The sequence below is a fragment of the Streptomyces sp. NPDC104371 genome (assembly GCF_055583785.1).
Genome location: NZ_JBVJNF010000004.1, coordinates 273,006 through 297,686, shown reverse-complemented (window position 1 = coordinate 297,686; position 24,681 = coordinate 273,006). Strand labels below are relative to the sequence as shown.

Genomic DNA, 24,681 nt, shown 5'->3' with positions numbered 1-24,681 from the left:
CGTCGCGCCGTGCCCCTTCGCCGTGTTCCGGTCACTGTCGGCCCTGGAGCCGGGCCGCGCGCTCTCTGATCGCCGGGAGGAGGGCGGTGAGGGCCGCGCCCGGACAGCTCGTGCGGTAGCCGTCGTTGTGGCCCGCGAGGGCGGGCAGCAGCGCGGTGGCGCCGGTCCGGTAGCGACTGTGGCCGTTGCTGGAGACGAGCCGGACACGGGAGCGCGGGTCGATGCCTGCGAGGCCTAGTGCCCCGGCAGGCAACGTTTGCCCGTCAAGGAGCGGCGTTCGGTGCGTGCTCTCGGCGTGCCGGGCGGAAGCCCTCGTACTGGACGTACGTGGGCTTTCGTCCGGTGCGGCGAGAGTGCGTGCCGGGCGTCGCGACGGGGCGAACGTTGCCTGCCGGGGCACTAGCTTCCACGCGGCCAGGGCGCTGATGGCGTCGGTCATCGCCCGGGGCACCGTCGTGCCCGCGGTGAAGGTGCCGAGCGCCGCGATGCCGGTGGTGCGGTGGTTGAAGCCCTGGGTGTGGGCGCCGGTGACCGGGCGGTCGACGCCGCCCGCGCGGCCCTCGTAGATCGTGCCGCAGCGGTCGACGAGGAAGTGGTAGCCGATGTCGTCCCAGCGGCGGTGGCGGGTCTGTCCCGCGTGCAGGGCCCGGATGATGCGGGGCACCTCGGCGCACCGGTAGCGGCCCGGCGAGTCGGTGTGGTGCACGAAGACCGCGACGACCCGGTCGTCGTAGCGCGGCGGTGGCCGGGTGCGCCCGCTGTCCCGCGCCCAGACCTCGCGCGGCACGATGCGGGGCTTCGGCGCCTGGTGCAGGGCGGCGGCCTGGACCCGGACCGGTCGCGGGGAGCGGACCGGCACGCTGCGCTCGGCGCCGGAGGCGCTCAGCAGCAGCGCGAGGACGACCGCGAGTCCAGGCAGACAGCCGAACGTCAGCAGAACGGCTCCGGGGATCCGTACCGGACGTCTCCTCCGTGCCCGGCGCCTTCGTCGGATGACACGCATGGACCCACTGTCCGGTCCTTTCGCTGCGCCCGCGATGTGCGTTGTGCCACCTGGTGGAACCATCGTCCGGGTACGGCACGTCTCTCCCTCGAGGTCCGAGAAAGGTGGCTTCGTGAACCTGCTCGACATCCTGCTGCTGCTGGTGATCCTGGCCTACGCGGCGTCCGGCTACCGGCGCGGGCTGGTGGCCGGCTGTGTCTCGCTGGCCGGCTTCGTGGGGGGTGCCGTCGTCGGTGTGTGGATCCTGCCGTGGGTGATGAACCTGGTGACGCGGGGGACGACGACGGCGACGGTGACCGCCGTGTTCACGGTGCTGGTCCCGGCGGTCGTGGGCCACGCCCTGGCCGGCCGCCTCGCGTTCAGACTGCGCCGGGAGCTGGACCGCGGGCCGCTGCGCGTGCCCGACGGCATCGGCGGGGCCGCGGCGAACACGGTGGCCGTGCTGATCGTCGCCTGGGTGGCCGCGAGCGTGCTGGGCGCCTCCTCCTCGCCGCTGCTGACCCAGTCGATCCGGGAGTCCCGGCTGCTCGGCACGGTGCAGCACGCGATGCCGGACACCACCCCGACCTGGTTCTCGCGCGCCACGTCCGCGCTCACCCAGGCGGGCTTCCCGCAGGTCTTCAATCCGTTCGAGAACGAACCGGCGACCGCAGCGGCCAAGCCCTCCGGGGACAGCGTCACGGCGAGCGCGGAGACCGCGGCGCGGCGCAGCACCGTCAAGATCGAGGGCGCCGTGGGCACGGAGGGCCGCGAGGGCAGCGGCTTCGTGTTCGCGCCGCAGCGCGTGATGACCAACGCCCATGTGGTCGCGGGCATCACTCACCCGTCCGTACGCGTGGGCGGTGTCGGTTCCGCGTACCCGGCCCGGGTGGTGCTCTTCGACCCGGGCCGGGACGTCGCCGTGCTGTACGTGCCCGACCTTCAGGCGCCCGCGCTGCGCTTCTACGACGGCGCGTCGCGCGGCTCGGCGGCAGTGGTCGCGGGCTATCCGCAGGACGGCGGTCTGACGCTGCGGGCCGCCACGGTCGCGAACCGGATCCGTGCCACGGGCCAGAACATCTACAACACCGGGAGCGTCACCCGCGAGATCTACTCGATCCGCTCGACCGTCCTGCCCGGCAACTCCGGCGGCCCGCTGCTGACCACCGACGGCAAGGTCTACGGGATGGTGTTCGCCCGCTCCACCTCCGACGAGGAGACGGGGTACGTGCTGACGGCGGACGAGATCCGCGCGGACGCGCAACGGGCGGCGACCGCCACGGCCCCGGTGGACACGGGCGAACTCATCACGTCCTGAGCGTCACCGCCACGGACTCACCGCGTCACAGGGAGCGGCCCATCATCACGTCGTCGACGTAACGGCCGTCGAGCAGGAACTCCTCGGGCAGAACGCCCTCGACCACGAAGCCCTCGGACTCGTAGAGCCTGCGGGCCGGGGTGTTGTGCCCGAGGACGCGCAGGGTGAGGCGCCGCGCGCCGAGCCTGCGGGCCTCGTCCTGCGCGGCCCGCAGCAGCGCCCGTCCGACCCCGGCTCCGCGCGCCTCCTCGGCGACCGCGAGCCCCTGGATCTGGCGGACATGGGCGTTGCACGCCAGCGAGGTCGGGACCACCAGCACGATGTAGCCGACGACGGCGCCGTCGAGTTCGGCGACGAGGTAGTCCCGAACCGCGCGCCGCCCGTCGAAGAAGGGCTTGTAGGGCGGCTCGGGGCGCGGCTGCACCGCGTGCAGCGGGGACCAGGTGGCGCGGTCGAGCCGGCTGAGCGCCTCCTCGTCGTCGAGGGTGGCGTGTCGTATGTGCGGTGCGTGCATGGGGGGCACTGTAGGGCAGGCGCCCGAAGATCCGCCCCCGGATTTCGCGTGGGGGTGCCGCGGCCGGGCGCATGCGACCGCCGTGCGACCGTGCCCCGGTCCGTGCGCGACGTGTCCGGCGCGGCGCCGGTCCTACGCTCGACCCCGACTCGGGTATTGCAGAAGCCTGTTGGGGGCATGACGTCCCCACCGGCCGCACAACCTCGAAGGAGGGGCACGTGCTAGAGCCCGTGTACCAGGCGGACGTCGTCATCGTGGGGGCCGGGATCGCCGGTCTCACGGCGGCCCACCAGCTCACCAGCGCAGGAGTGTCGACCACGGTGGTGGAAGCGGCTTCCTGCGCCGGTGGGCGCATGTCGACCGAGAAGGTCGACGGCTTCCGGCTCGACCGGATCGGGCAGTTCCTGTTCACCTCGTATCCCGAACTGCGCCTGACCCCGGGGCTGGACGCACTGGTGCTGCGTCCCTTCGCCCCCGGAGTCCTGGTGCACAGCGAGGGGCGCCAGCGCCGTGCGGGGGCCGCCCCGGCGGGAGGGGGCGCGGGGAGCGCACGGAGCGCACTCAGCGCCGTACGCGCCCTCGCAAGCGCCCCCCGCGCGACCTCCGCGCCGGGAACGGACGGTGGGACACCGGCCGTACGGCCGCCAGGGGGCCGTACGGCCGGGCCACGCACCGCACGGGTGAGGGCCGGGGTGCCACGCCCCGGTGTCCCGCTCGGCGGCGCCATGGACCAGGCCCGCCTCGGCGCGGCGCTCGCGCGGATCGCCGCCACGCCCGTGGAACGGCTGCTGGCCCGGCCGGAGTCGACGGCGCACCGCGCGCTTCCGCTGCGCGGGATCCCCGCGCGGACCGTCGACGGGTTCCTGCGCCCGCTGCTGGCCGCGCTGTTGAGCGACCCGGAGCTGACCACGTCCAGCCGCTGCGCCGACCTCGCGCTGCACACCTTCGCGAACGGCCGGCTGTGCGTGCCGGAGGGCGGCGCCGAGGTCGTACCGGAGCTGCTGGCGCGGGCGCTGCCGCCGGGCACGGTGCGCACCGGGGTCCGCGCGACCGCGGTCTCCACGACCTCGGTGACCACCGACCACGGTGAACTGCGCTGCCGTGCCGTGCTGGTGGCCACGGACGCGCGCGCCGCCGCCGAGCTGCTGCCCGGTCTGCGCGTCCCGGGCTTCCATCCCGTCACGGTCGTCCACCACACCATGGACGAGCCGCCGCCGATCGGCGCCTCCCTGCTCCTCGACGCGGAGCGCGGCGGCCCGGTGGCGCACACGGCGGTCGTCAGCGAGGTGGACCCCTCCCGCGCTCCGGCGGGCCGCGCGCTGGTCTCCTCCACGGTGCTCGGGACGCCCCCGGACAACGTGGACGAGGGCGTACGGGCCCATCTGGCGCGGCTGTACGGCACCTCGACCGCGCGCTGGGAGACGCTCGCCGTGCACCGCACCGAGCGGGCCGTCCCGGCGATGCGACCGCCGTACGATCTGCGCCGCCCGGTGCGTCTGCTGGCCGGGCTGTATGTGTGCGGGGACCACCGCGACACGGGCACGGTCGAGGGCGCGCTGCGCTCCGGGCGCCGGGCGGCGTCGGCCGTCCTGACGGACCTGGGCGCGGGTCCCCTGCACGCGGCGGACCCGCTGCCCAGCGCCGCCTGATTCACCGGGAGGTCACTGCAACGCGGCGACCCGGTCGCGGTATCCGCGGACGGGCGCCGCGTCCTTGTACGGCTCCAGGCGGCGCTCGAAGTCCCGTACGTACTCCACCGCCCGTACCGACCGCATCTCCGCGGCCTGCCCGGCGGCCTCGGCCGCGAGCTGGCAGGCCTGGTCCAGCTCGCCGAGGCCGAGCCGGGCCGAGGCGAGCACGACCCGGCAGAACAGCCTGCTGCGGGCGTAGCCGGGCGCGCGCAGCCGGAGCGAGCGCTCGGCGTGCTGGACCGCGGCCCGGTACTGCTGCAGATCGCGGTGGCAGTGGGCGAACTCGTCGGCGAGCTGCGCCTCGTCGAAGAACTTCGCCCAGTGCGGGACGTCGTCGCCGGGCCGGGCGGACTCCAGGGCCCGCTCGGCGCGCACGAGCGAGGCCGTGCACGAGCGGACCTCGCCGAGCACGCCGTGGCCGCGCGCCTCGACGGCGTGCTGGAGCGCCTGGACGACGGGCGGCGCCGAGGTGCCCGTGCCCTGCTGGGCCACGCGCGCCAGTTGCACGGCTTCCCGCCCGTGGCCGAGGTAGACGGCCTGGCGGCTCATGGTGACCAGCACATACGCCCCGTACGTCCGGTCCCCGGCGGCCTGCGCGAGCCGCAGCGCCTGGACGAAGTAGCGCTGGGCGAGGCCGTGGGCCGCGATGTCGTACGAGGTCCAGCCCGCGAGCCGGGTCAGATCGGCCGCCGCCGCGAACAGGCGGCGGCCCGTCTGCTCGCCGTACGTACCGCGCAGCATCGGCTCGGCCTCGTGCTCCAGATAGCGCACGAGGGCCTGGCGGGCATGGCCGCCGCCGTAGGCGTGGTCGAGGGCGCGGAAGAGTTCGGCGACCGAGCGCAGGGCGGCGATGTCGCCGCCGGTCACCTTCTGGCCGGGGCCGCGCTCGGACTGGCTGCGCTGGCGGGGCACCAGGGGGCGGCCCTGGGCCGGGACGCGGGAGGCCGTCGCCTCGCTGCGGGCCACGCTCTCGTCGGCCCGGCCGATCAGCCAGTCCCGGCTGGGCACGACGAGCCCGGCCGCGGTGAAGGCGATCTTGCGCAGTTCGGCATGGCTGCCGGAGTCCTTGCGCCACAGCCCGCTGACGATGTCGACGGCCTCTTCGGGGGTGGCCGCGAACTCCAGGCCCGCGTAGACCGGGGCGCAGGCGTCGAGCCCGAGGTCCTGCGCGGTGAGCCTGCGCCCGAGTCGCCGGGTGAAGACCTCGGCGATGAGCGCGGGCGTGGTGCCGCGCGGCTGCTGCCCGCGCAGCCACCGGGTCACGGACGTCTTGTCGTATCTGAGATCGAGCCCGTGTTCGAGGCCGAGCTGGTCGACGCGACGGGCGAGACCTGCGTTGGAGAACCCCGCTTCTGCGATGAGCGCGGCGAGCTGGCGGTTGGGGGGGCGCTGCGCGGGTCGTTCCGTCATCTGCGGTGCGGTCTCCTGCCTTTCGGGCCTCGGCGGCGGCCTCGGGGAGAGGCAGGTGCCTCCCCGACGCGGCCTCGCTACCCGGATCGCCTGTGAACAGCCCTGATGGCCTCGTGGACGGCGTGAATGTAGCGGAGAGTGAGCAACCGATTGCGGCCTTCCGGGCCTATTCATCCGATCGTGTGAGGATTAGCTGTCCGGCTGACGGGTGCGACCGGAATCGCGCGCCCCGGCGGGACGTACAGTGGCGTGGGCGCCTTTCGCGCCTTACGAACGTCTAGGGAGGCACGTCCGTGGGTGAGTTCCGATTCGTCCGCATGGGGTTCGGGGCGGAGGCCGTCGAGTACCAGCAGGCCTGGGACGAGCAGCGCCGGGTGCACGCCGCCCGCTTCGCCGACGAGATCCCCGACACCTGCCTGCTTCTGGAGCACCCCCCGGTCTACACGGCCGGCCGGCGCACCGCGGACGACGAGCGCCCCCTGGACGGCACCCCGGTCATCGACGTGGACCGCGGCGGCAAGATCACCTGGCACGGCCCGGGTCAGCTCGTCGGCTACCCCATCCAGAAGCTCCCGCGCCCGGTCGACGTCGTCGCCCATGTCCGCCGTATCGAGGAGGCCCTGATCCGCACGTGCGCGGAGTTCGGCCTGGAGACGACGCGCGTGGAGGGCCGCAGCGGCGTGTGGGTGCTCGGGGACCCGATGGAGCAGCGCCCCGCCCTCGGCGGCCTCTCCCTGGACTTCGACCCGCGCCTGACGGACGAGGAGTTCGACCCGCGGCTGAACGGCCCGGAGTACGCCCCCTCCAACGCCGGTCAGCGCCGCGAGGACCGCAAGCTCGCCCAGATCGGCATCCGGGTCGCCAAGGGCGTCACGATGCACGGCTTCGCGCTGAACGTGAACCCCGACACCACCTGGTTCGACCGGATCATCCCGTGCGGGATCCGGGACGCGGGCGTCACGTCCCTGGCGAGCGAGCTGGGCCGCGACGTGACGATCGCCGAGGTGGTCCCGGTGGCGGAACGGCATCTGCGGGACGTGATGGAGAGCGCCGAGCCGAAGCCGCGGGAGACCGAGAAGGCATCCGCGTAGCGACGCCGCCGCACCCTGGCCGCGAGCGGACGGAAGGCGGGGAATACACCCCCGCCTTCGAAGGTTGCTCACACGCCGGGCCGAGAATTGCCCAGGGCGTACCCTGAAGTACGCCGACGAATCGAAGCTACAGGGAGCCGACGTGTCCGCAGTCGCACCCGACGGACGCAAGATGCTGCGCCTGGAGGTCCGCAACAGCCAGACCCCCATCGAGCGCAAGCCCGAGTGGATCAAGACCCGGGCGAAGATGGGTCCCGAGTACACGAAGATGCAGAACCTCGTGAAGGGCGAGGGGCTGCACACGGTGTGCCAGGAAGCCGGCTGCCCGAACATCTACGAGTGCTGGGAGGACCGCGAGGCCACCTTCCTCATCGGCGGCGACCAGTGCACCCGCCGCTGCGACTTCTGCCAGATCGACACCGGCAAGCCCGAGGCGCTCGACCGAGACGAGCCGCGCCGCGTGGGCGAGTCCGTGGTCACCATGGACCTGAACTACGCCACGATCACGGGTGTCGCCCGGGACGACCTGGCGGACGGCGGGGCCTGGCTGTACGCCGAGACGGTCCGGCAGATCCACCAGCAGACCGCCGCGCGCGAGGGCGGCCACACCAAGGTCGAACTCCTCGCCCCCGACTTCAACGCGATCCCCGAGCAGCTCGAAGAGGTCTTCGCCTCCCGGCCCGAGGTCTTCGCGCACAACGTCGAGACGGTCCCGCGGATCTTCAAGCGCATCCGCCCCGGCTTCCGCTACGAGCGCTCGCTGAAGGTCATCACGGCCGCCCGCGACTACGGCCTCGTGACCAAGTCGAACCTGATCCTCGGCATGGGCGAGACCCGCGAGGAGGTCGTGGAGGCGCTGCGCCAGCTCCATGAGGCGGGCTGCGAGCTGATCACGATCACGCAGTACCTGCGCCCGAGCGTGCGCCACCACCCCGTGGAGCGCTGGGTCAAGCCGCAGGAGTTCGTGGAGCTTAAGGAGGAGGCCGAGCGGATCGGCTTCTCGGGCGTCATGTCCGGCCCGCTGGTGCGCTCCTCGTACCGCGCCGGGCGCCTGTACCGGATGGCGATGGAGCAGCGCGAGTCGAGCACCGTCTGACCGCTCCCGCGAGGCTGGCACTCCGTGCCACTCGGATGGCTCCGTGAATTCACTCACAAGTGATTACCGTCGAGTAGACGCCGCCTGACGCGGCTCTGACGGTCCCCGCAGTCGAGGGACCCCGTCAGGGCCGCGTCAGGCGTTTCGTCCCCCGTATCAAGGCTTCATCAGCGTTTGACCGGTCGGTCACGCCCTGGTAACACCGAACCGTGAGCCTGGTCGTACGCGCCGTTCCGGCCCACAGCCGCCGATCCGAGGGGGGACCCCCGTCATGCAGGCCGCGCCCATTCGAGCCACCGCGATCCCGTCCTTCGCGGGTGCACTCCGTGCCATCGAGTCGCTCCTGCTGGGAGGCGGCCAGCGGACCGCCCGCCAGAACGCCTGGACCTCCGTCCTGGAGGACCGCCGCCGTGCCAAGGACCGCGTCGAGGCACAGCGCGTTCTCGACGCCGCCGCACCGCACGCGTGACCGCCGCTCCCTTCCCGCGAAGATCCGGCACTGCCGTCGAAGACGGTTCCCGGGCCACGTAGACTTCGTGGCATGGCGAGGAAGGAAACCGCAGCGGACGCTGCTGAAGCGGGGCGACTGAAGCAGATCGCCCTGACCTACAAGATGACCCGCAAGGCCGACCCCAAGATCGGTCTTGTACTCGCGGCGGTCGGAATCGTCACCCTCGGTGTCTTCCTCGCGATCGGCTTCTTGATCGGTCACCCCATCTATCTCGGCATCCTGGGCCTCCTGCTCGCCTTCCTCGCGACGGCGATCGTCTTCGGACGCCGGGCCGAGCGTGCCGCCTTCGGGCAGATGGAAGGTCAGCCAGGTGCCGCGGCGGCGGTCCTGGACAACATCGGCCGCGGCTGGACGACGACCCCCGCGGTCGCCATGAACCGCAGCCAGGACGTGGTGCACCGCGCCGTCGGCAAGGCCGGCATCGTGCTGGTCGCCGAGGGCAACCCGAACCGGGTCAAGAGCCTGCTGGCCGCCGAGAAGAAGAAGATGGCGCGCATCGTCGCGGACGTGCCGGTGCACGACGTGATCGTCGGCACGGGCGAGGGCCAGACCTCGCTGAAGAAGCTCCGTACGACGATGCTGAAGTACCCCCGGGTGCTGACCGGCCCGCAGGTGACCGCCACCAACGACCGGCTGCGCGCCCTGGGTGACCTGCTGACCAACATGCCGTTGCCGAAGGGCCCGCTCCCCAAGGGGATGCGGATGCCGCGAGGCGGACCGAAGGGCCGCTAGACCGGCTGATTCCGATGCGTACGCCGATGGGCCGTCCTGGAACCTCAGATCCAGGACGGCCCATCGGCGTATGTGCGTGCGCTGGGGGCGCGGCGTCAGATCCTGACCTCGACCGTGCCCGCCAGCCGGTCGTGCAGGCCCCTGCCGTCACGGTCCCAGACCAGCGCGGGCACCGCGAGGAACAGCAGGACCGTCCGCAGCAGGGCGCGCAGCGGGTTGACGCGGCCGGTGCCCAGCGCGACCACCCGCAGGCCGAACAGCCGCTTGCCCGGCGTGAACCCGAGGGACCCGACGGTGAGCACCATCAGGACGAAGAGGGTCAGGGGCGCCCAGACCTGGGCCGCGTCGTGGTAGCTGTCGGCGATCAGGCCGTACGCGATCAGGAGGCACAGGCCCCAGTCCACGGCGAGGGCACCGATCCGGCGGCCGGGTCGGGCGATCGAGCCCGGCCCCTCCTCCGGCAGACCGAGCTGCTCGCCCCGGTATCCGAAGTCGGCCCCGGCCTCTTCCATGGCCGCGCGGGGGCCGGAGAGCCACGATCCGATTGCTTGCCTGTTGTCCACCCGTCCACGGTACATGCGCCCGATTCGGGGGCCGTACACGCGGGTCGCGAGGGAAGGGGCTGGTTAACCTGAGAGAAACAATCGGGTCACGCTGGAGAAATCACCCCTCCCTATCGTCGGCCCCAGCGTGTGCCACTCGCTTCTGCCGTACGAACACTGCCGCACGAACTGTCTACCGACCCGGCCGGTCAGGGCCGGGAGTAGGAGGAGCCGGATGTTCCAGAACGCCGACGAGGCCAAGAAGTTCATCGCGGACGAGGACGTCAAGTTCATCGATGTCCGCTTCTGCGACCTGCCGGGTGTGATGCAGCACTTCACGGTGCCGGTGGAGGCGTTCGACCCGGACGAAGAGCTCGCCTTCGACGGCTCCTCGATCCGTGGCTTCCAGGCCATCCACGAGTCCGACATGGCGCTGCGCGCGGACCTGTCGACCTCCCGGGTCGACCCCTTCCGCCGCGACAAGACCCTGAACATCAACTTCTTCATCCACGACCCGATCACGGGCGAGCAGTACTCCCGTGACCCGCGCAACGTGGCGCGCAAGGCGGAGGCCTATCTCGCCTCCACCGGGATCGCCGACACCGCGTACTTCGGCCCCGAGGCCGAGTTCTACGTGTTCGACAGCGTCCGCTTCAAGACCGCCGAGAACGAGTCCTTCTACCACATCGACTCGGAGGCCGGTGCCTGGAACACCGGGGCGCTGGAGGACAACCGCGGGTACAAGGTCCGCTACAAGGGCGGCTACTTCCCGGTCCCGCCGGTCGACCACTTCGCCGACCTGCGCGCCGAGATCTCCCTGGAGCTGGACCGGGCGGGCCTGAAGGTCGAGCGCCAGCACCACGAGGTGGGCACCGCCGGGCAGGCCGAGATCAACTACAAGTTCAACACGCTGCTCGCCGCTGCCGACGACCTCCAGCTCTTCAAGTACCTCGTGAAGAACGTCGCCTGGCGCAACGGCAAGACGGCGACGTTCATGCCGAAGCCGATCTTCGGCGACAACGGCTCGGGCATGCATGTGCACCAGTCGCTGTGGAGCAACGGCGACCCGCTGTTCTACGACGAGTCCGGTTACGCGGGGCTGTCGGACATGGCCCGCTACTACATCGGCGGCATCCTCAAGCACGCTCCGTCACTGCTGGCCTTCACCAACCCGACGGTGAACTCCTACCACCGGCTGGTGCCGGGCTTCGAGGCCCCGGTGAACCTGGTGTACTCGCAGCGCAACCGCTCCGCCGCGATGCGTATCCCGATCACGGGCTCCAACCCGAAGGCCAAGCGCGTGGAGTTCCGCGCCCCGGACGCCTCCGGCAACCCGTATCTGGCGTTCTCGGCGCTGCTGCTGGCCGGGCTCGACGGCGTCAAGAACAAGATCGAGCCCGCCGAGCCGATCGACAAGGACCTCTACGAGCTGGCCCCCGAGGAGCACGCGGGCGTCCCGCAGGTCCCGACCTCGCTCGACGCCGTGCTCGACCGGCTGGAGTCCGACCACGAATTCCTGCTCCAGGGCGATGTGTTCACGCCCGACCTGATCGAGACGTGGATCGACTACAAGCGCGCCAACGAGATCGCGCCGCTCCAACTCCGCCCGCACCCGCACGAGTTCGAGCTGTACTTCGACGTGTGATCCGCCCAGGTGGTGTGCCCCTCGACCACAGGGGCACACCACCTCCACGTCACGTGGGACGCGGGGCCGCCCTTCTCTCGACGAGGTCCTGGCAGTGGCCGTTGGCCTGGGCGAGGAAGTCCTTCTTGCTGATGGAGACCGTCTCGTTGTCCTCGTTCTCCGTCAGCACCTCGCCCTTGCCCAGTTCCGCCAGGCGTCCCAGGTCGAACTGGACCTCGCCCGAGATACCCCATCCGTTGACGCCGCCGTCGACGGAGGCCGCGTAGGTCGCATCCGGCTGGAGACTGTGGATGTTCGAATCGTAGGTCTCCCATCCCTCCGGTATCTGGAACACCTCCACCGCGCTCGGTGCCGGCCCGTTCCAGCCGCGCGGGCCGACGGCCCACCGCTGGAGTTCGTCGGGGCCGCCCTCACGGTAGACACCGAAGTTGTCCGGGGAGAACTCCGAACAGGTCATCGTCAGTATCCGCACCCCGCCCTTCCCGACCGCCTCGACCGCGACGATCGGCTCGGGGGCCGGCGAGCAGCCGACGGTGCCGAGACCCAGCGTCAGCAGACCCGCCACGGCGACCGAGGTACGGCCGAGCCGTCCCCGCCTGCGCTCAGGCATCGGACTCCGCTGTCCGGTTCTCATGTTTCCGGCTCTCATGGGACAGGGTCCAGACGCGGTACCTGCCAGCGGACATAGCCGCCCCACCAGATGTTGGCGTCCACCTCGAACTTGTTGCTCACCGCCGCGTCACCCCACTCCCGCTTCGAGGAGTACGACTCACGGACGTAGTCCACGATGTAGTTCTGCGCGTTGTCGTAACGGGCCCACTGCTTGGAGTGGACGGCTTCGTGCTTGAGGAGGTTCGGACCGTACTGCTCCGCGGTCTCCTTCCCCGCCTCTAGTTCGATCTCCTCTCGGGCGAGCTTCTCGTTGTCGAGCCTGGTCTGGAGGGCCTCCTTGCTTCTCGGCCAGAACAGCACGTCCCCCACCGTTATGGGCCGTTTACCGGCAGGCGAGCCGTTGTAACAGATCACCTGCTCCGCTCCTCGCTCACAGTTGCTGGAACTGTTGACCAGCCAGTAGGTATAGGCCAGGAGGTTGGCCCCGTTGTTCCAGTTGGCGGACTTGGGGTCCGTCAGGTCGGCGGGTCCGGGGTTGCGGCCCGGGGACTTGGTGCAGCACGAGTTGGGCGGCGCCGCCGGCGGCGGACCGGGCGAGGGAGACGGCGCGACCCCGCCCCCCGTGCCGCCGCCGCGCCCCTTGCCCGACGCCTTGCTGCTGCCGCCGCCCTGGTACTCGGGGCAACTCGGATTGATCAGACTCGGGCACGCGACCCTGGGCTTCGCCGCTTCTCCGGGTCGGCCGTTGCCCCGGGTCCCGTCGGCCCGCGTGGGACAGTCGGGTTCGCCGGGCCGACCGCACATCAGGCCCATGCCACTGGGGTCGGCCCTGGTCACCGGGTTCTGGGCGCCGTAGCCGTAACCGTTGAGGGTCTGCGGGATGTCGGTCTGAAGGAGCGGGTCGACACTGATGAACTGGCCGATTCCCGCGTCGTATTCACGGGCGTCGACATGGGTGAGTCCGGTGTCGTTGTCCGTGCTCTTGCCGAGGAATCCCTTGTCGTCCGCCCAACTCGCCGTGCTGCCGCCCCGGTCGGCGCCGAAGGGGGAGAGATAGCGCTTGGTCAGGGCCTGGGTGGTGTCGGAGGTGATGGCGGTGGTGCTGGTGCCGTGCTGGTCACCGCACAGGTAGGTGATCTGGTCCGTGCCGGTCTGGTTGCTGCGCAGGGCGACGGTGGAACCGGCGTAGCTGTAGTAGCGGTCGGCCCACTTCTTGCCCGCCTTGAGGTGGACCTCGGTCGACCCCAGGTACAGGACGGTCTCACCGTCGGCGGCGGTGCCGCGGCGGATGAGGAGGTTGCCGTCGGCGCCGTAGACGTAGTCCGTGGCGCGCGCCGACCCGCTCGGGTCCGCCGTCAGCCGGGACAGCTTGCCTTCTTCGTTCCAGTCCAGCTTCTGTGTCGTGCTGCCGTCGGGGCGCTTGGTCGTGTTGCCGTCCGTGTCGTAGGCGTAGGTCGCGCTCGCGCCGGTGCAGGTGCCCGTCGTGACGGTGGTGAGCAGGGTGTGCGGCCGGCTGGTGCCTCCCTGGTAGCAGTACGTCGTCGTGGTCGTCGTGCCGCCGACGGCGTGGGTGGTCTCGGTGGACCGCTGGCCACCGGCGTTGTAGGTGTAGCTGCTCCAGTACGGGGCGGCGCCGCCGAGATTGAGGGTGGTACGGCCCGCTTCCGCGCAGTCGGCGTCGGCCGGGGTCCACGCCTCGGTCAGCCGCTGGTAGCCGTCGTAGGCGAAGCACTGGGTGTCCGCCTTGCCGGTCCCGCCCAGGGTCGTGGTGTCGGAGATCCTGGTGACGTTGCCCGCCGTGTCGTAGCCGTAGTGCAGGTTCAACGCGTCGTACGCCTGTGTCGACGCGTGGACCTGCGTCTGGGTCAGCCGGTGGGTGCCGTCCTCCCAGCCGTTGGCGACGTCGATCTTGGCGGTGCCCGTGGCGTCCGAGACGCCCAGCTTCATCGTGGACACCTGGGACAGGTCCGTGTACGTGGTGTTCAGGACGATCCCCTTGCCGCCACCGGTGAGGGTGGTGGCAAGGCCCCGGTCGGAGTAGCCGACCTCCACGATCTCCGCCGCCAGACCGCCGGCCGCCGGTTCGGTGGTCCGGTCGAGCGTGCCGTCGATGTTGTAGGAGGCGGTGAAGTCCAGCTTCGCGGCGACGGCACCGGAGGTCACCAGCGCGTCGTCGGACGGCAGCGTGATGCTGGATCCGGTGACGTTGTAGCGGCTGTCGTACGCGGTGACGCTCTTGGTGTACGCCTTGCCCGTGACACCGCCCACATACCGGGTGGAGGAGGCGAGTCGGCCCTTCCCTGAGGCCACGGTGTCATAGGTGAGGTGGGTGAGCTTGTTCGCGTCCGTCTTCTGCGCGGCGAGCGCGGCGGAGTCGGTGAGGTCGGCGCCCGCCGCCGCCTTCCAGGTGTCGGTGACCCGGCCGAGCACGTCGTACCCGTTGACCACCGCCTTGCCGGTGGCCGCCTTCGCCCAGGCCACCTGGTCGAGGGCCGTGTATCCGGTGGTCGTGGTGCCCTTGTCCGGGTCGCTCGCGGAGACCTGACGGCCGAAGAGGTCGTAGGTGTACGACCACCCCGCGCCGTCCGGGCCGGTGACCGTCTTCTGTCTGCCGCCGGGTGTGTAGGTGTAGCGGGTGCCGGTGTGTGCGGCGCCCACCCCGGATCCGTACTCGGTGTCCGCGGGCGAGGTGCTCGCGTACTGGCGGTTCTCGACCGTGCGGCCGAGGGCGTCGATGACGGTACGGGTCGCCGAACCGCCGGGGACGGCCGTGGTCGCGGTGGAGTCACCGGTGTACGTGGTGGTGGTCTGCCACTTCTGCACCCCGCCCACCAGGAACGTGGTCGTCGACGGCCGCCCGGCGGCGTCATAGCCCGTCTTCGTCAGGCTCGGGGCCTCGCCGTACTCGGCCTGCGTGTACGTCCCCGACGGCTGCGCGGCGTCGTAGATGTCCGCGTACGCCTCGTACGCGAGACCCCGGCTGTCGTAGCGGGTGTCGGTCAGGATCCGGCCGCTGGTCGCGCCCGGCGACTGCGTCTGCAAGGGGCGCAGCAGCGAGTCGTAGAGGGCGTACGAGGTGGAGTACGTGGTGCCGTCGGCCTTGAGAGTGCCGGTGGAGGCCCAGGAGGGGGCGGTGCTGGAGACGGAGTACGCGAAGACGTAGCTCGCGCTCTGCCCCCCGGAGTGGCTGCGGTTGGGCAGCCAGACGGCGGTGGTGCGGCCGAGGGCGTCGTACTGCGTCTCCGTGGTCCGGCTGTTCGGGTCGAACACCTTGGTCGGCCGACCGCGCCCGGGGTCGGTATAGGTGTAGGTGCTGTATCCCTTCGGGTCCTTGACCTGGGTGCGGGTGACCGGGCCCGTGCCGGTGGGGGTGTAGGTGGTCGTGGTCGTGTCGCCTGCCGCGTCCGTGGCGGTCAGCACGCGGCCCAGGGTGTCGAACGTGGACCTGCCGACGGTCTGCCAGGACGACGGCGCGCGTTCACCACCGGTCGCCGTGGCGGGGTAGGCGGACGCGCGGCCCGTCCAGGTCGGCTCGCCCTTGGTCGGGGTCTGCGACGCCGACCAGGCCGTGGCGCTCGCGTTGTCGTAGACGGTCGCGGTGTCCGAGATCACGTCGCCCGCGGACGCCGAGGTGGCCGGCAGGGACAGGTCGGCCTCCGCGACCGAGCACGCCCGGCCCACCGTACGGGTGCGGGAGGCAAGGGAGTTGATGCCCCGGCTGTCGTTGCGCGCGTACCAGGTTCGGGTGCAGGTCTCGTCGCCCGACCTGGCGGTGTCGCCCGTGGTGTCGACCTTGGTGGCCATGCCGTAGTCGTCGTACGTGGTGGCGGTGGCCGTCGAGCGCCAGGTTCCGGTGGCTGTCAGGTAGGTGCTGGTCGTCGTCCTGCCGGTGCGGACGTAGTACGCCTCGGTGTCGGCGTAGGACTTGTGCTGTGTCGCCGTTCGCTTCGACCAGGGGTCGTTGACCGTCACCGACACGGGGGTGCCGCCGTTGTAGGTGATCTGCTCGCGCAGGAAGCCCGCGTACGGTTCGCTGTCCTTCTGGTCCGGCACGTCGAGGCCGCTGACGTCCGTCCCGGGCACGGTCGCGCCGCGCCGGGCGTCGGGGTCGAGTGTGCCGTCGGACTTCAGGCGCCGGTCGCCGTCCATGCCCTGCAGATAGACGGACGTGACCTTGGACTGGTCGGAGCCGGAGCCCTGCGTGACCGTGACGGTGCGGTAGCCGCGCCAGATCGACCAGGTGCGTTCGTCGGCCGGGGTGAACGGCGAGTCGTTGTAGTGCCAGCCCGGACCGGAGTAGGTGTAGTGGCTCTCCTGGGTCGCGGTGTGTCCGGTCGGGTCGCTGGTGACCACGTCGGTGACGCGGTACTTGTGGAACCAGTCGAGCGACGCGTCCTCGGCGCCGTTGATGTGCCAGTACTGCGCGTAGCAGGACGTGTTGTTGTCGTCCGCGGCCTTCGGCATGCCGCTGCCGCGTACGCACTCCTGACCGGAGAGCGTGACATCGGTGACGGCCCCCGTCTCCGAGGTGACGGTGCGGATGCGCGGCCGGGTCAGCGGCAGGATGTCGTCACGGTCGCCGTCCACCCGGTTGGGCCGCATGTCGTAGGTGAAGGTGACCGGGTTCAGGCCGGTCGCCGGAGCCCCGTCAGGACCCGCGTTCTTCCCGGTCTGTCTCAGGCTCTTGAGGGTCAGGGTCTGGTCGGTGGTGTCACCGATGTCCCCGCCGTCCAGGAACTGCTGGGTCAGGTCCCAGGTGTCCACCGGGGAGAAGGAGTCGCTGTCCGCCGACCACACCGATGTGTCGATCCGGGTGAGCCGCTTGCGGCTGAAGAACGACGGACCGGTGGCATCACAGTCGGCACCGGAGGCGCAGACCGCGTCGAAGGGAACGTCCGGCCAGTTCGGCGCGGTGGAGTCCGTCAGCTTCGAACAGTCCGAGGCCGTGCAGCGCTCGGCGTACGTGAAGTCGACCTTCCCGGAGGTCACTCCGGAGAACAGGGCGTCGGCCCGCTGACCGTAGAGGATCTTGTCGAGGTACCCGCCGCGGACATAGGACGCCGTGGCCTTGTCCGCGTCGTTCTTGGCGTAGGAGTTGGTCTCCTTGGCGTACCAGTACGACATCGCGTTGCCGTGCGGGTCCTCGACGTAGTCGAGGTTCCACCGCCAGGCCTGGGTCAGCGCACGGTCCGCGAACGAACTCCCCCGGTCGTAGCCGGGTTCACCGGGGTCGTCGCCGAACACCGGTACGGTCCATACGGAGTTGGTGCGCTCGGTGTTCGCGCCGGACAGCTTGTTCAGACCGAACACGTACCGGGTGCCGTCCCCCGTGGTGACCGTCCAGTACTCACCGTTGTCGTCCTCGTTGTCCGCGCCGGTCGACAGCGTCACCGTCGACGCGTCGTCGTTCTTCAGCCGCCACTTGCCCGTCGTGTCGTCCTTGACCAGCTCGGACGCCTTGCCGTTCAGCACCAGGCTGGCGTTGTCGATCTTCCAGCACTCGTCGAACTTGCCCTTCTGGCCGTCGTCGTCGCACGACCCGTAGGTGCGCTCCACGTAGGAGGTGGACGAGAGCTCGAAGCCCTCACCGATCTGCGTCGACTGGTTGTTCGTGGAGGCCGTCCTGCCGTCCACCGACCCGGAGTCGTAGTCGAGGGTCAGCGGGGGGACCGGCCCGGTGGCCGGGGGGACGGCCATGGGGTAGGACCAGGTGAAGGCGCCGGAGGAGCCCCCGGCCTCCCACGTGGCCGACGGAGCGAGCTGGGTGGCCGCGTAGGTGCCCGCGCCGGAGGCGGACTCACCCGAGGTGGTCGCGGCCAGCGCCAGCACCGTGGGCGTGGCGGCCGACAGGGCCACCGTGCCGGTGACGGTCCGCGCCGCGATGTCGTTGGCCGACGCCACCTCCGCGGCCGTACGGCACTCGGCCTTCTGCGGAGTCGTCAGCGCGCACTCCGGCAACCGCACCAGACCCAGCCGACCGGACCAGCCACCACCGTAGGCGGAGGCGAACTGCCCGTAGTCGACGGTCACTTCGGCCGCACCCGCCTGGGTGGCCCGCGTCGACAGCAGAACGCCCTTGATCCCCAGGGCGGTTGCCGCCGAATGGCCGAGGACGTCAACCTGCACGGCCTTCTGTGCAGATGAACTCGCGCCGGACCTGGCCGACTTGGCCGCCGTCAAGGCCACCGGCAGCCCGCCCACCTCGGTGGCGGCACGCTTCCCCGCCGCGGCCACGCTCACGCGGCCTTCCCCGCCGCGCGGCCATGTCACCTTCTGCTCGGCACGGGCGGCCCGAGCCTGCCCCTCGTTCCTCTTGCGCGCGGCGGCGGCCTTGTTCCGTTCCTTCTCGGCGCCGAGCCCGGTCACCGCGTGCGTCGGAACGCTCTTCCGCTCCCACAACGGCTTCCACGCGTACGACGGGTCCGCCGCCCACGCCACCGGAGTGAGTCCTCCCCCGATCACCGCGGCCGCCACCGCCGTGACCAGCGGTAATCTGACACGATCATGCCAACGTCGTCGACGTGACGTCTGTCTGCCGAACACGCACAACCCCCCTCAGGGCCGTCAAGAGCACACACGAACACCCACGGCCGTGGTTCCCGCACGGCCGGGCGGTACCGCGGACACGGCACCGCCCCTTCCCGGCCGTCGAGTCAGCCGGTCACCTCGTCACCGGCCGCGTCCTGCGTCGCGCCGACCATCCGCGCGACCTGGTCACTGCTTCCGGCGGCACCGGCCCAGATCCGGATGTCCGTGATCCGGCCCGGCAGGTAGTGGCCCCATGTCTTGTTCACGAAGCCCTTGCCGCCCGCGAGGTCACCGGAGCCGATGACCGCCGTGTACGGGGTGTCCACGCCGTTCTGCGTGGCGTCCAGGTAGAGGCTGATGGTCCCCTCCTGGGCGTCGTACACGCCGGTCAGGCGCACCGCGCCGTCCGACGCCGCCTCGTCCGAGTCCACCGCGGTGAACGAACCGTCGGCGCCGAGCCGCCCGAACCGCCAGAACCCGACGGGCCGGGTCCGCAGCTCGCCCGACTCCTCGTCGACGTACTCCTCGGAACCGGTGCGCTGGTACCACAGGCCCCACGCCGAGCCGTCCGCGGTGCGCTGGCCGAGGATCTGGGCCGAGTAGCCGTCGGCCTTCGACGCCACCGCGGCGGCGTCCAGCTCCACCTCCGTGGTCACCGTGAAGGACTCCCGGTCGTCGATCACCGGGCCCGGTGTGGTGACCGAGTCGTCCACCCCGTCGAGCACGATCGCGCCGTCGGTGACCTTCGCCCCGCTGTTGAGCTGCAGACCGCGTCCGTACGGGGTGAGCGGGTCCGCCAGGGCGGCGGTGCCGGTGCTGCCCTGTGGCTGCCAGGCGGCGACCATCTCCACGGCGCGGGCGGTCCCGTCCGGGGTGAGGAGCTTGGCCACCTTGGCGACCTCGGCGTCCGGCAGCGCCGTCTGGTAGGCGGCGACCTCGTCGACCCGGCCCTTCCAGTAGTTGTTGTAGCTGCCGGAGGTGGTACCGGCGCGGCCGATCTGGAAGTTGCCGTTCACGGCCGTGGCCCAGCCCTCCTGGGGCACCGGCACCGGGGCGCCCTGGCGACGCCCGTTCACGAACAGGCTCAGGGTGTGCGCGTCGGCGTCGTACACCCCGGCCAGATGCGTCCACGCCTTCAGCGTGATCCCCGGGGTGGCGTCGGCATTGGCGCCGATGTACTTCCGCGCACCGGTGCTGTCGTACCAGTGCGTCAGGAACACCCACTTGCCGCTGCCCGGGGAGTAGTACAGCTCGAAGCCCCGGTTGTCACTGCCGGTCTGCGACAGCACCGTACGGAAGGCCGTGCTGTCCGCCGGGTACGCCCACGCCGAGACGGTGAACGAGGACTGGGTGTTCACCACCGGGCCCGACGTCTCCGCGTACCCGGTCTGCGCGCCGCTGTCGGCGGTGTCGTTCAGCCACAGCGAACGCCCGCCGTCGCCGGTGCGGGAGAACGTCGACCAGCCGGCGCCGCTCTCGCGCAGGGTCAGGTTGTGCCGGGTCCCGGGCGCCGTGCCCGTGTCCTTCGCGGTGGTCGTGGCGGATCCGGCGGACGCGTCGTCGAAGTGCCACAGCCCCGAAGGGCCCTCACCCTCGGCCACGTTGAACCGGACCGCCGCGGTCTCCCCCGCCTGTCCCGTCCCCACACTGTCCACGGCGCGTACGGACAGCACCTGCACGCCCGACAGCGCCGGTTTGACCGAGCGGGTGACCGAACCCGTCGCCGACACCTTCGTCCACGCCTTGTCGGTGGCCAGCTTGTACTCGAAGGCGGCGATGTTGTTGTCCGCGGAGTTCTTGGTGAAGGTGAACTGCCCCGCGAGACCGGGGCCGCCGGTGGCCGCGCCGCACCCGTCACCGCCGTCCGGGCACACCGTGTACAGCGCGCCGGAGGGGGTGGTCACCGTCGGCGCCTTGGGCCGCGTCGAGTCGATCTCGAAGTAGCACCAGCCCTTGGTCGTCACCGTGCTGTGACTCTCCAGGGCGCTCCCGCTGTCGGGGTAGGAACGGCTGAACACCGCCATGCGGTAAGGGGTGTTCTGCGCCAGGGTGACCGGCGAGTCCACGGTCACCACGGCGTTGTCGCCGACGTAACCGCTGGAGGGGCGGATCGGTTCCGTCGCCACGACCGACCAGCCCGACGAGGTCTTCTGCTGCACATAGAAGTGGGCCTTGAGCTGCGCCCCGCTCTCACCGCCGGCGGCGGTCTGCGGCCGGGCGCTGAACGACGGCGTCGGGTCCGAGATCCACGCGGGGTCGGACTCGGTGGTCTCGCAGGAGCCCGCGGCCAGGGGGCTGGTCGGTACGTCCGGCACCGCCACGAACTTCACGGCGAGCGTGGCGTCGTTGCGGAACCTCTTCCACGCGGAGGGATCCGTCTCGTCCTTCGCCTTCAGCATCAGCGTCAGCCGGGAGAACTTGCCTGCCGCGAACGACGACACCGTCGGCGTCAGGTTCTCGTAACTCTCGTTCGGGTCGTCGTTGAACTCGATCGGCGCCGCCGGGGTGTCCGGGTCGCAGGTCGAGCCGCGGCCCGCGGACACGTTCCGGTCCCCCAGCAGATCCAGGTTCGCGGGCCGGGAGGCCCATGTGGTCGAGGCGGAGATGTTGTTGGTCCGGTAGAGCTGCACCCACCGCGGGCTGCACTGGAACGCCCATGGCTCGGTCACCCGGAACGTGGCGTCCAGGACGTGCTTGCCCTTGAGCTTGTCCGGCGCGAACTCGAAGTACAGCCGCTGTGTGTACCCCGGGCCGCAGTAATAGCCGTTCCACGAACCGCACTTGCCGACGCCCTCGCCCCGGTTGTCGGAGCCGTTCCCCCACCCGTACGACTCGTAGCCGTCCGACCGCAGCAAGGTGCGCTCCGCCTCGCCCCAGGAGACCGGCGGGTCGATGTAGAGCGGGAAGTGCTCGGCTCGCGTGTCGGTGAGCATTCCGGAATCCGGCACAACAGTGAGCGAATCGTCGTCGGCGGTCACCTTCATCGGCTTGACCGTGTCACCGGGCGCCGGCTCGCTTCCCGGACTCCGAGCGCTCTCGTCATCCGCGGAAGCGCCCGAGAGCGCGGCCGCGTGTTTGGCATTCCCCGCCGCCGACTCGGCAGTTCCGGAAGAACCCGCCGAATCCCACATCTGGGCCCTCGGAGTACGAAACACCCAATTACCGTTGTGGTCGACAGCGTTGAAGCCTCCGCTGTTGTTCTCCACGACACTCAGGCCGGACGTCCGCAGGGAATAGTCGATCCGCTGGAGTTCCGGCTGCGCGGCGGCCTCCGGCGTCCTGATCACCAGGACGGTCCGGAAGCCCTCCGTGGACGCGATGACGTTCAGATCCACCTCGGGGAGCACGTCGCGGTACACGGCGGTCGTCCCGTCCACCTCCGGCTGCGGCAACGCACCCGGCCAGCCCAGTTCCAGCGACCGCCCGTGGTCGTCGATCCGCACCAGCGGATCCTTCGACCCGCCACCGGAGAACTCCATCCCGACCGCTGCCGCCTTCGGCGCCACCGTCCCGTCCGCCCGGCGCGCCAGCGTCGCGTCCGGAGCCCGCCAGCCGCCGTCCCCGGTGCGCACCCGGACCGGGACGGCCGACTCCTCCAACGTCATGGTCGAGCCGTCGGGGTTCGCGTAGACGGTCGCTTCCTCCGACCGCTCCCCCGTCACCTCCACCCGCTCGCCCGTCTCCTCGGCCTTCGCCAAGGCCCTCGCGGCTTCGCTCTGTTCGGGAGAGGTGCCGGACGCCGCTGTCGGCCCGGCGGCCGGCGCCGCCTGTGCCGGGGACGGCATCGGCCCGAGAAGCACCACCGCCGTCAAGAGGGCCGCCACCCGGGCCCCACGTTCAGGTCTTCGTCTCCGCCCGCCGATCACCGGCACAACAACCCCCCACTTCCTGACCACTTCTGGCACCTTGCCCACGCACGCGGTCACATATAACAGCCGCGATTCCCGAAAGATCAATGGCTTCTCTGACCGCATTGATCCGTAAGCACCCCCCGGCGCCCGAAATGCAGCCCCCATGAATTCCTGCGCTCTTGTCGCGGCACATGACCAACAGGAAGCGGATAAGTGAACAGCGCGCCAACCGTCCCCGGAGGCGTAATGAGAACTGGGGCGGGCCGGAATTCAGCGCCGCGGAATACCACCGGAAGCAGTTACCCAGGGGCGGGTGGCTCGCAGGTGAACGTCAACTACCGTGCGGCAACAGTCTTCACGCTGTGTGTATGACGGGGCTCCGTCGTTCCTTGCTGCCGGGGTCGGGAACTCTTTGCCCGTTGTGGAGCCGTTCCCCACCGGTTCGTGGGCGGCGCCGGGCGCACAATGGAATCGAGACGCGCGCCCGGACCGTCCGGTCCGGACCCGGGGTAACTGCGGGGTGATGCACGATGCGGAGTCGCTTCCAGAGTGATCGGCGTCTGACCGTACGGATGTCGGTCACGCTGTTTCTGCTCGGCCTGTTGTACGTGGCGTTCATCGCCGCGTTGATCGCGTTGCTGAAGTCCTGGGTCCTGGTCGTCGTGATCGCGGCGGCGATGCTCGGCGCCCAGTACTGGTTCTCGGACCGCATCGCGCTGTACGCCATGCACGGGCGGGTCGTGCAACGGGAGGAGGCACCTCAGTTGCACGGCGTGATCGACCGGCTCTGTGCCGTCGCCGACATGCCCAAGCCGCTCGTCGCCGTCTCCGAGATGGACATGCCGAACGCGTTCGCGACCGGGCGCAACCCCGATCACGCCGTGGTGTGTGTGACCCGTGGGCTGATGCGCCGCCTGGAGCCCGACGAGATGGAGGGCGTGCTGGCGCACGAGCTGTCGCACGTGGCGCACAAGGACGTCGCCGTGATCACCGTGGCGTCGTTCCTCGGGGTGATCGCCGGGCTGCTCGTACGGTTCGCGTTCTACTCGCAGCTCTTCGGCGGGCGGGGGCGCAGAGACCAGAACACCGTCGCAGTCCTGGCCGCCGTGATGGTCGTCTCGGCGGCCGTCTACGCGCTCAGCTTCCTGCTGATCCGGGCCCTGTCCCGGTACCGCGAGCTGGCCGCCGACCGCGCCGCCGCCCATCTCACCGGGCGCCCCTCGGCCCTGGCGTCCGCGCTGACGAAGCTCACCGGGGACATCGCCCGTATCCCCTCGGAGGATCTGCGCACGGCACAGGCGTTCAACGCCTTCTACTTCACCCCCGCCTTCGGCGCCGAGCCGGGCCTGTCCCGCCTCTTCTCCACGCACCCGACGCTGGAGCAACGCCTGGAGCAGCTCGCCACCATCACCGCCGAGCTGGGCGCGGCGGCCCGGCCGGGGAAGGCGGGCTGAGGGGCGATGGGGTTCCTGGACATCCTGCTCGGCCGGACGAAACCGACCGCGCCCGACCTCGACCAGCTCTTCGCCCTGCCCTCGGCGGCGATCACGCTGGAGGCCGCCGTCGGGTTCACGCCGACGGGCCACGGCGCGGTCTGCTTCGCCACGGTCGAGGGCGGTGCCTTCGCCCAGACCCACCGCGAGGTCCAGGCGCTCCTGGACGCGGACAGCGACCGCGAGGGGCCGCCCGTCGAACTGCGGCGGGACGACTACGGCTACTCCTGGCTGATCTCACAGCGCACCCCCGACCAACTGTCCGCCCTGGTCAACGATCTGCACGCGGTGAACAGCGCGATGGAGATCAACGGCTTCGGACCGCAGTTGCTGTGCTCGGTGGCCGGTTTCGTGGACCCGGGCGGGCGGCGCCTCGGTCTGGTGTATCTGTACAAGCGCGGGACCTGGTACCCGTTCGCGCCGGTCCCCGGGCGGCGCGAACGGCGCGACAACCCGCTGGAGCTCCAGATCAAGGCCGCGCTCGGCGACGATCTGCGGATCGAGCAGGATCTCGGCCGCTGGTTCCCGATCTGGGGCGCGCCCGGCCTCTGAGCCCTTCCCTTCCCCGCATGCGGCTGCTGTTGCCGGGACCTAGAGTCGGACGAAAGGGTACGAACGCCGTGGCGGCGACCGAGCACGGCCGCGGCACCGCAGCAGGCAAGGGG

16 protein-coding genes are annotated in these 24,681 nt (G+C 70.9%); 9 read left to right on the top strand and 7 right to left on the bottom strand.

Translation table 11 applies throughout. From position 1 onward, the window contains the following. Positions 1 to 31: 31 nt before the first annotated feature. A complete protein-coding gene (locus ACZ60T_RS15460; RefSeq protein WP_469666343.1) occupies positions 32 to 1,003 on the bottom strand; it encodes a peptidoglycan recognition protein family protein in 972 nt (323 codons plus the stop codon). Between the two features lie 112 nt (positions 1,004 to 1,115). Here ACZ60T_RS15460 and ACZ60T_RS15455 point away from each other — a divergent pair, with 112 nt between their 5' ends. Next, positions 1,116 to 2,300 carry a MarP family serine protease gene (locus tag ACZ60T_RS15455; protein ID WP_469666342.1) on the top strand — a complete coding sequence of 395 codons (1,185 nt, stop codon included), beginning with the start codon at positions 1,116 to 1,118 and terminating at the stop codon, positions 2,298 to 2,300. A 25-nt stretch (positions 2,301 to 2,325) separates the two neighbouring features. Here the strand turns inward: ACZ60T_RS15455 and ACZ60T_RS15450 are convergent, their stop codons facing one another. Further along, positions 2,326 to 2,814 (bottom strand): GNAT family N-acetyltransferase, encoded by a 489-nt coding sequence (locus ACZ60T_RS15450; protein ID WP_365620058.1) that lies wholly within the window; start codon positions 2,812 to 2,814, stop codon positions 2,326 to 2,328. Positions 2,815 to 3,032: 218 nt separating this feature from the next. On the opposite strand from ACZ60T_RS15450, the gene ACZ60T_RS15445 reads away from it, so the two are divergent. Beyond that, a complete protein-coding gene (locus ACZ60T_RS15445; RefSeq protein ID WP_469666341.1) occupies positions 3,033 to 4,463 on the top strand; it encodes an NAD(P)/FAD-dependent oxidoreductase in 1,431 nt (476 codons plus the stop codon). A gap of 12 nt (positions 4,464 to 4,475) precedes the next feature. Here the strand turns inward: ACZ60T_RS15445 and ACZ60T_RS15440 are convergent, their stop codons facing one another. Next, a complete protein-coding gene (locus tag ACZ60T_RS15440) occupies positions 4,476 to 5,915 on the bottom strand; it encodes a regulator (RefSeq protein WP_365620052.1) in 1,440 nt (479 codons plus the stop codon). Positions 5,916 to 6,208: 293 nt separating this feature from the next. Between ACZ60T_RS15440 and lipB the strand changes: the two genes are divergently transcribed. From lipB to ACZ60T_RS15420, 4 genes are all read left to right on the top strand, one after another. Beyond that, on the top strand, positions 6,209 to 7,006 hold the full coding sequence (gene lipB / locus ACZ60T_RS15435) for a lipoyl(octanoyl) transferase LipB (RefSeq protein WP_469666340.1): 798 nt from the start codon (positions 6,209 to 6,211) through the stop codon (positions 7,004 to 7,006). Between the two features lie 142 nt (positions 7,007 to 7,148). Further along, positions 7,149 to 8,102: a lipoyl synthase gene (gene lipA, locus ACZ60T_RS15430; RefSeq protein ID WP_469666338.1), complete on the top strand. Its 954-nt coding sequence runs from the start codon at positions 7,149 to 7,151 to the stop codon at positions 8,100 to 8,102. A 271-nt stretch (positions 8,103 to 8,373) separates the two neighbouring features. Further along, positions 8,374 to 8,571, top strand: coding sequence for an SCO2195 family GlnR-regulated protein (locus tag ACZ60T_RS15425; RefSeq protein WP_252422089.1), 198 nt, complete (start codon positions 8,374 to 8,376; stop codon positions 8,569 to 8,571). A 72-nt stretch (positions 8,572 to 8,643) separates the two neighbouring features. Then, positions 8,644 to 9,345, top strand: coding sequence for a DUF4191 domain-containing protein (locus ACZ60T_RS15420; protein WP_365620042.1), 702 nt, complete (start codon positions 8,644 to 8,646; stop codon positions 9,343 to 9,345). Positions 9,346 to 9,440: 95 nt separating this feature from the next. Here ACZ60T_RS15420 and ACZ60T_RS15415 read toward each other — a convergent pair whose 3' ends face one another. Continuing rightward, positions 9,441 to 9,908 carry an RDD family protein gene (locus tag ACZ60T_RS15415; protein ID WP_365620039.1) on the bottom strand — a complete coding sequence of 156 codons (468 nt, stop codon included), beginning with the start codon at positions 9,906 to 9,908 and terminating at the stop codon, positions 9,441 to 9,443. A gap of 214 nt (positions 9,909 to 10,122) precedes the next feature. On the opposite strand from ACZ60T_RS15415, the gene glnA reads away from it, so the two are divergent. Beyond that, the gene (gene glnA, locus ACZ60T_RS15410) at positions 10,123 to 11,532 is read left to right on the top strand and encodes a type I glutamate--ammonia ligase (protein WP_365620036.1); all 1,410 of its coding nucleotides are present in this window, start codon (positions 10,123 to 10,125) and stop codon (positions 11,530 to 11,532) included. Between the two features lie 49 nt (positions 11,533 to 11,581). Here the strand turns inward: glnA and ACZ60T_RS15405 are convergent, their stop codons facing one another. From ACZ60T_RS15405 to ACZ60T_RS15395, 3 genes are all read right to left on the bottom strand, one after another. Next, positions 11,582 to 12,142 carry a hypothetical protein gene (locus ACZ60T_RS15405; protein WP_469666336.1) on the bottom strand — a complete coding sequence of 187 codons (561 nt, stop codon included), beginning with the start codon at positions 12,140 to 12,142 and terminating at the stop codon, positions 11,582 to 11,584. A 35-nt stretch (positions 12,143 to 12,177) separates the two neighbouring features. After that, complete coding sequence (locus tag ACZ60T_RS15400; RefSeq protein ID WP_469666335.1) at positions 12,178 to 18,582, bottom strand: RHS repeat domain-containing protein; 6,405 nt, start codon at positions 18,580 to 18,582, stop codon at positions 12,178 to 12,180. A gap of 215 nt (positions 18,583 to 18,797) precedes the next feature. After that, positions 18,798 to 22,496 carry a LamG-like jellyroll fold domain-containing protein gene (locus ACZ60T_RS15395; protein ID WP_469666334.1) on the bottom strand — a complete coding sequence of 1,233 codons (3,699 nt, stop codon included), beginning with the start codon at positions 22,494 to 22,496 and terminating at the stop codon, positions 18,798 to 18,800. A gap of 557 nt (positions 22,497 to 23,053) precedes the next feature. Between ACZ60T_RS15395 and htpX the strand changes: the two genes are divergently transcribed. Further along, the gene (htpX, locus tag ACZ60T_RS15390) at positions 23,054 to 23,977 is read left to right on the top strand and encodes a zinc metalloprotease HtpX (RefSeq protein ID WP_365620024.1); all 924 of its coding nucleotides are present in this window, start codon (positions 23,054 to 23,056) and stop codon (positions 23,975 to 23,977) included. A gap of 6 nt (positions 23,978 to 23,983) precedes the next feature. Continuing rightward, on the top strand, positions 23,984 to 24,568 hold the full coding sequence (pspAB, locus tag ACZ60T_RS15385; protein ID WP_365620021.1) for a PspA-associated protein PspAB: 585 nt from the start codon (positions 23,984 to 23,986) through the stop codon (positions 24,566 to 24,568). Positions 24,569 to 24,681: the final 113 nt, after the last annotated feature.

Excerpts from the sequence above, each read along its gene's own strand:
- ACZ60T_RS15450 (WP_365620058.1), bottom strand. The coding sequence starts at position 2,814 with ATGCACGCACCGCACATACGACACGCCACCCTCGACGACGAGGAGGCG.
- pspAB (WP_365620021.1), top strand. The coding sequence starts at position 23,984 with ATGGGGTTCCTGGACATCCTGCTCGGCCGGACGAAACCGACCGCGCCC.
- ACZ60T_RS15440 (WP_365620052.1), bottom strand. The coding sequence starts at position 5,915 with ATGACGGAACGACCCGCGCAGCGCCCCCCCAACCGCCAGCTCGCCGCG.
- htpX (WP_365620024.1), top strand. The coding sequence starts at position 23,054 with ATGCGGAGTCGCTTCCAGAGTGATCGGCGTCTGACCGTACGGATGTCG.
- ACZ60T_RS15405 (WP_469666336.1), bottom strand. The coding sequence starts at position 12,142 with ATGCCTGAGCGCAGGCGGGGACGGCTCGGCCGTACCTCGGTCGCCGTG.
- ACZ60T_RS15420 (WP_365620042.1), top strand. The coding sequence starts at position 8,644 with ATGGCGAGGAAGGAAACCGCAGCGGACGCTGCTGAAGCGGGGCGACTG.
- glnA (WP_365620036.1), top strand. The coding sequence starts at position 10,123 with ATGTTCCAGAACGCCGACGAGGCCAAGAAGTTCATCGCGGACGAGGAC.
- ACZ60T_RS15460 (WP_469666343.1), bottom strand. The coding sequence starts at position 1,003 with ATGCGTGTCATCCGACGAAGGCGCCGGGCACGGAGGAGACGTCCGGTA.
- ACZ60T_RS15425 (WP_252422089.1), top strand. The coding sequence starts at position 8,374 with ATGCAGGCCGCGCCCATTCGAGCCACCGCGATCCCGTCCTTCGCGGGT.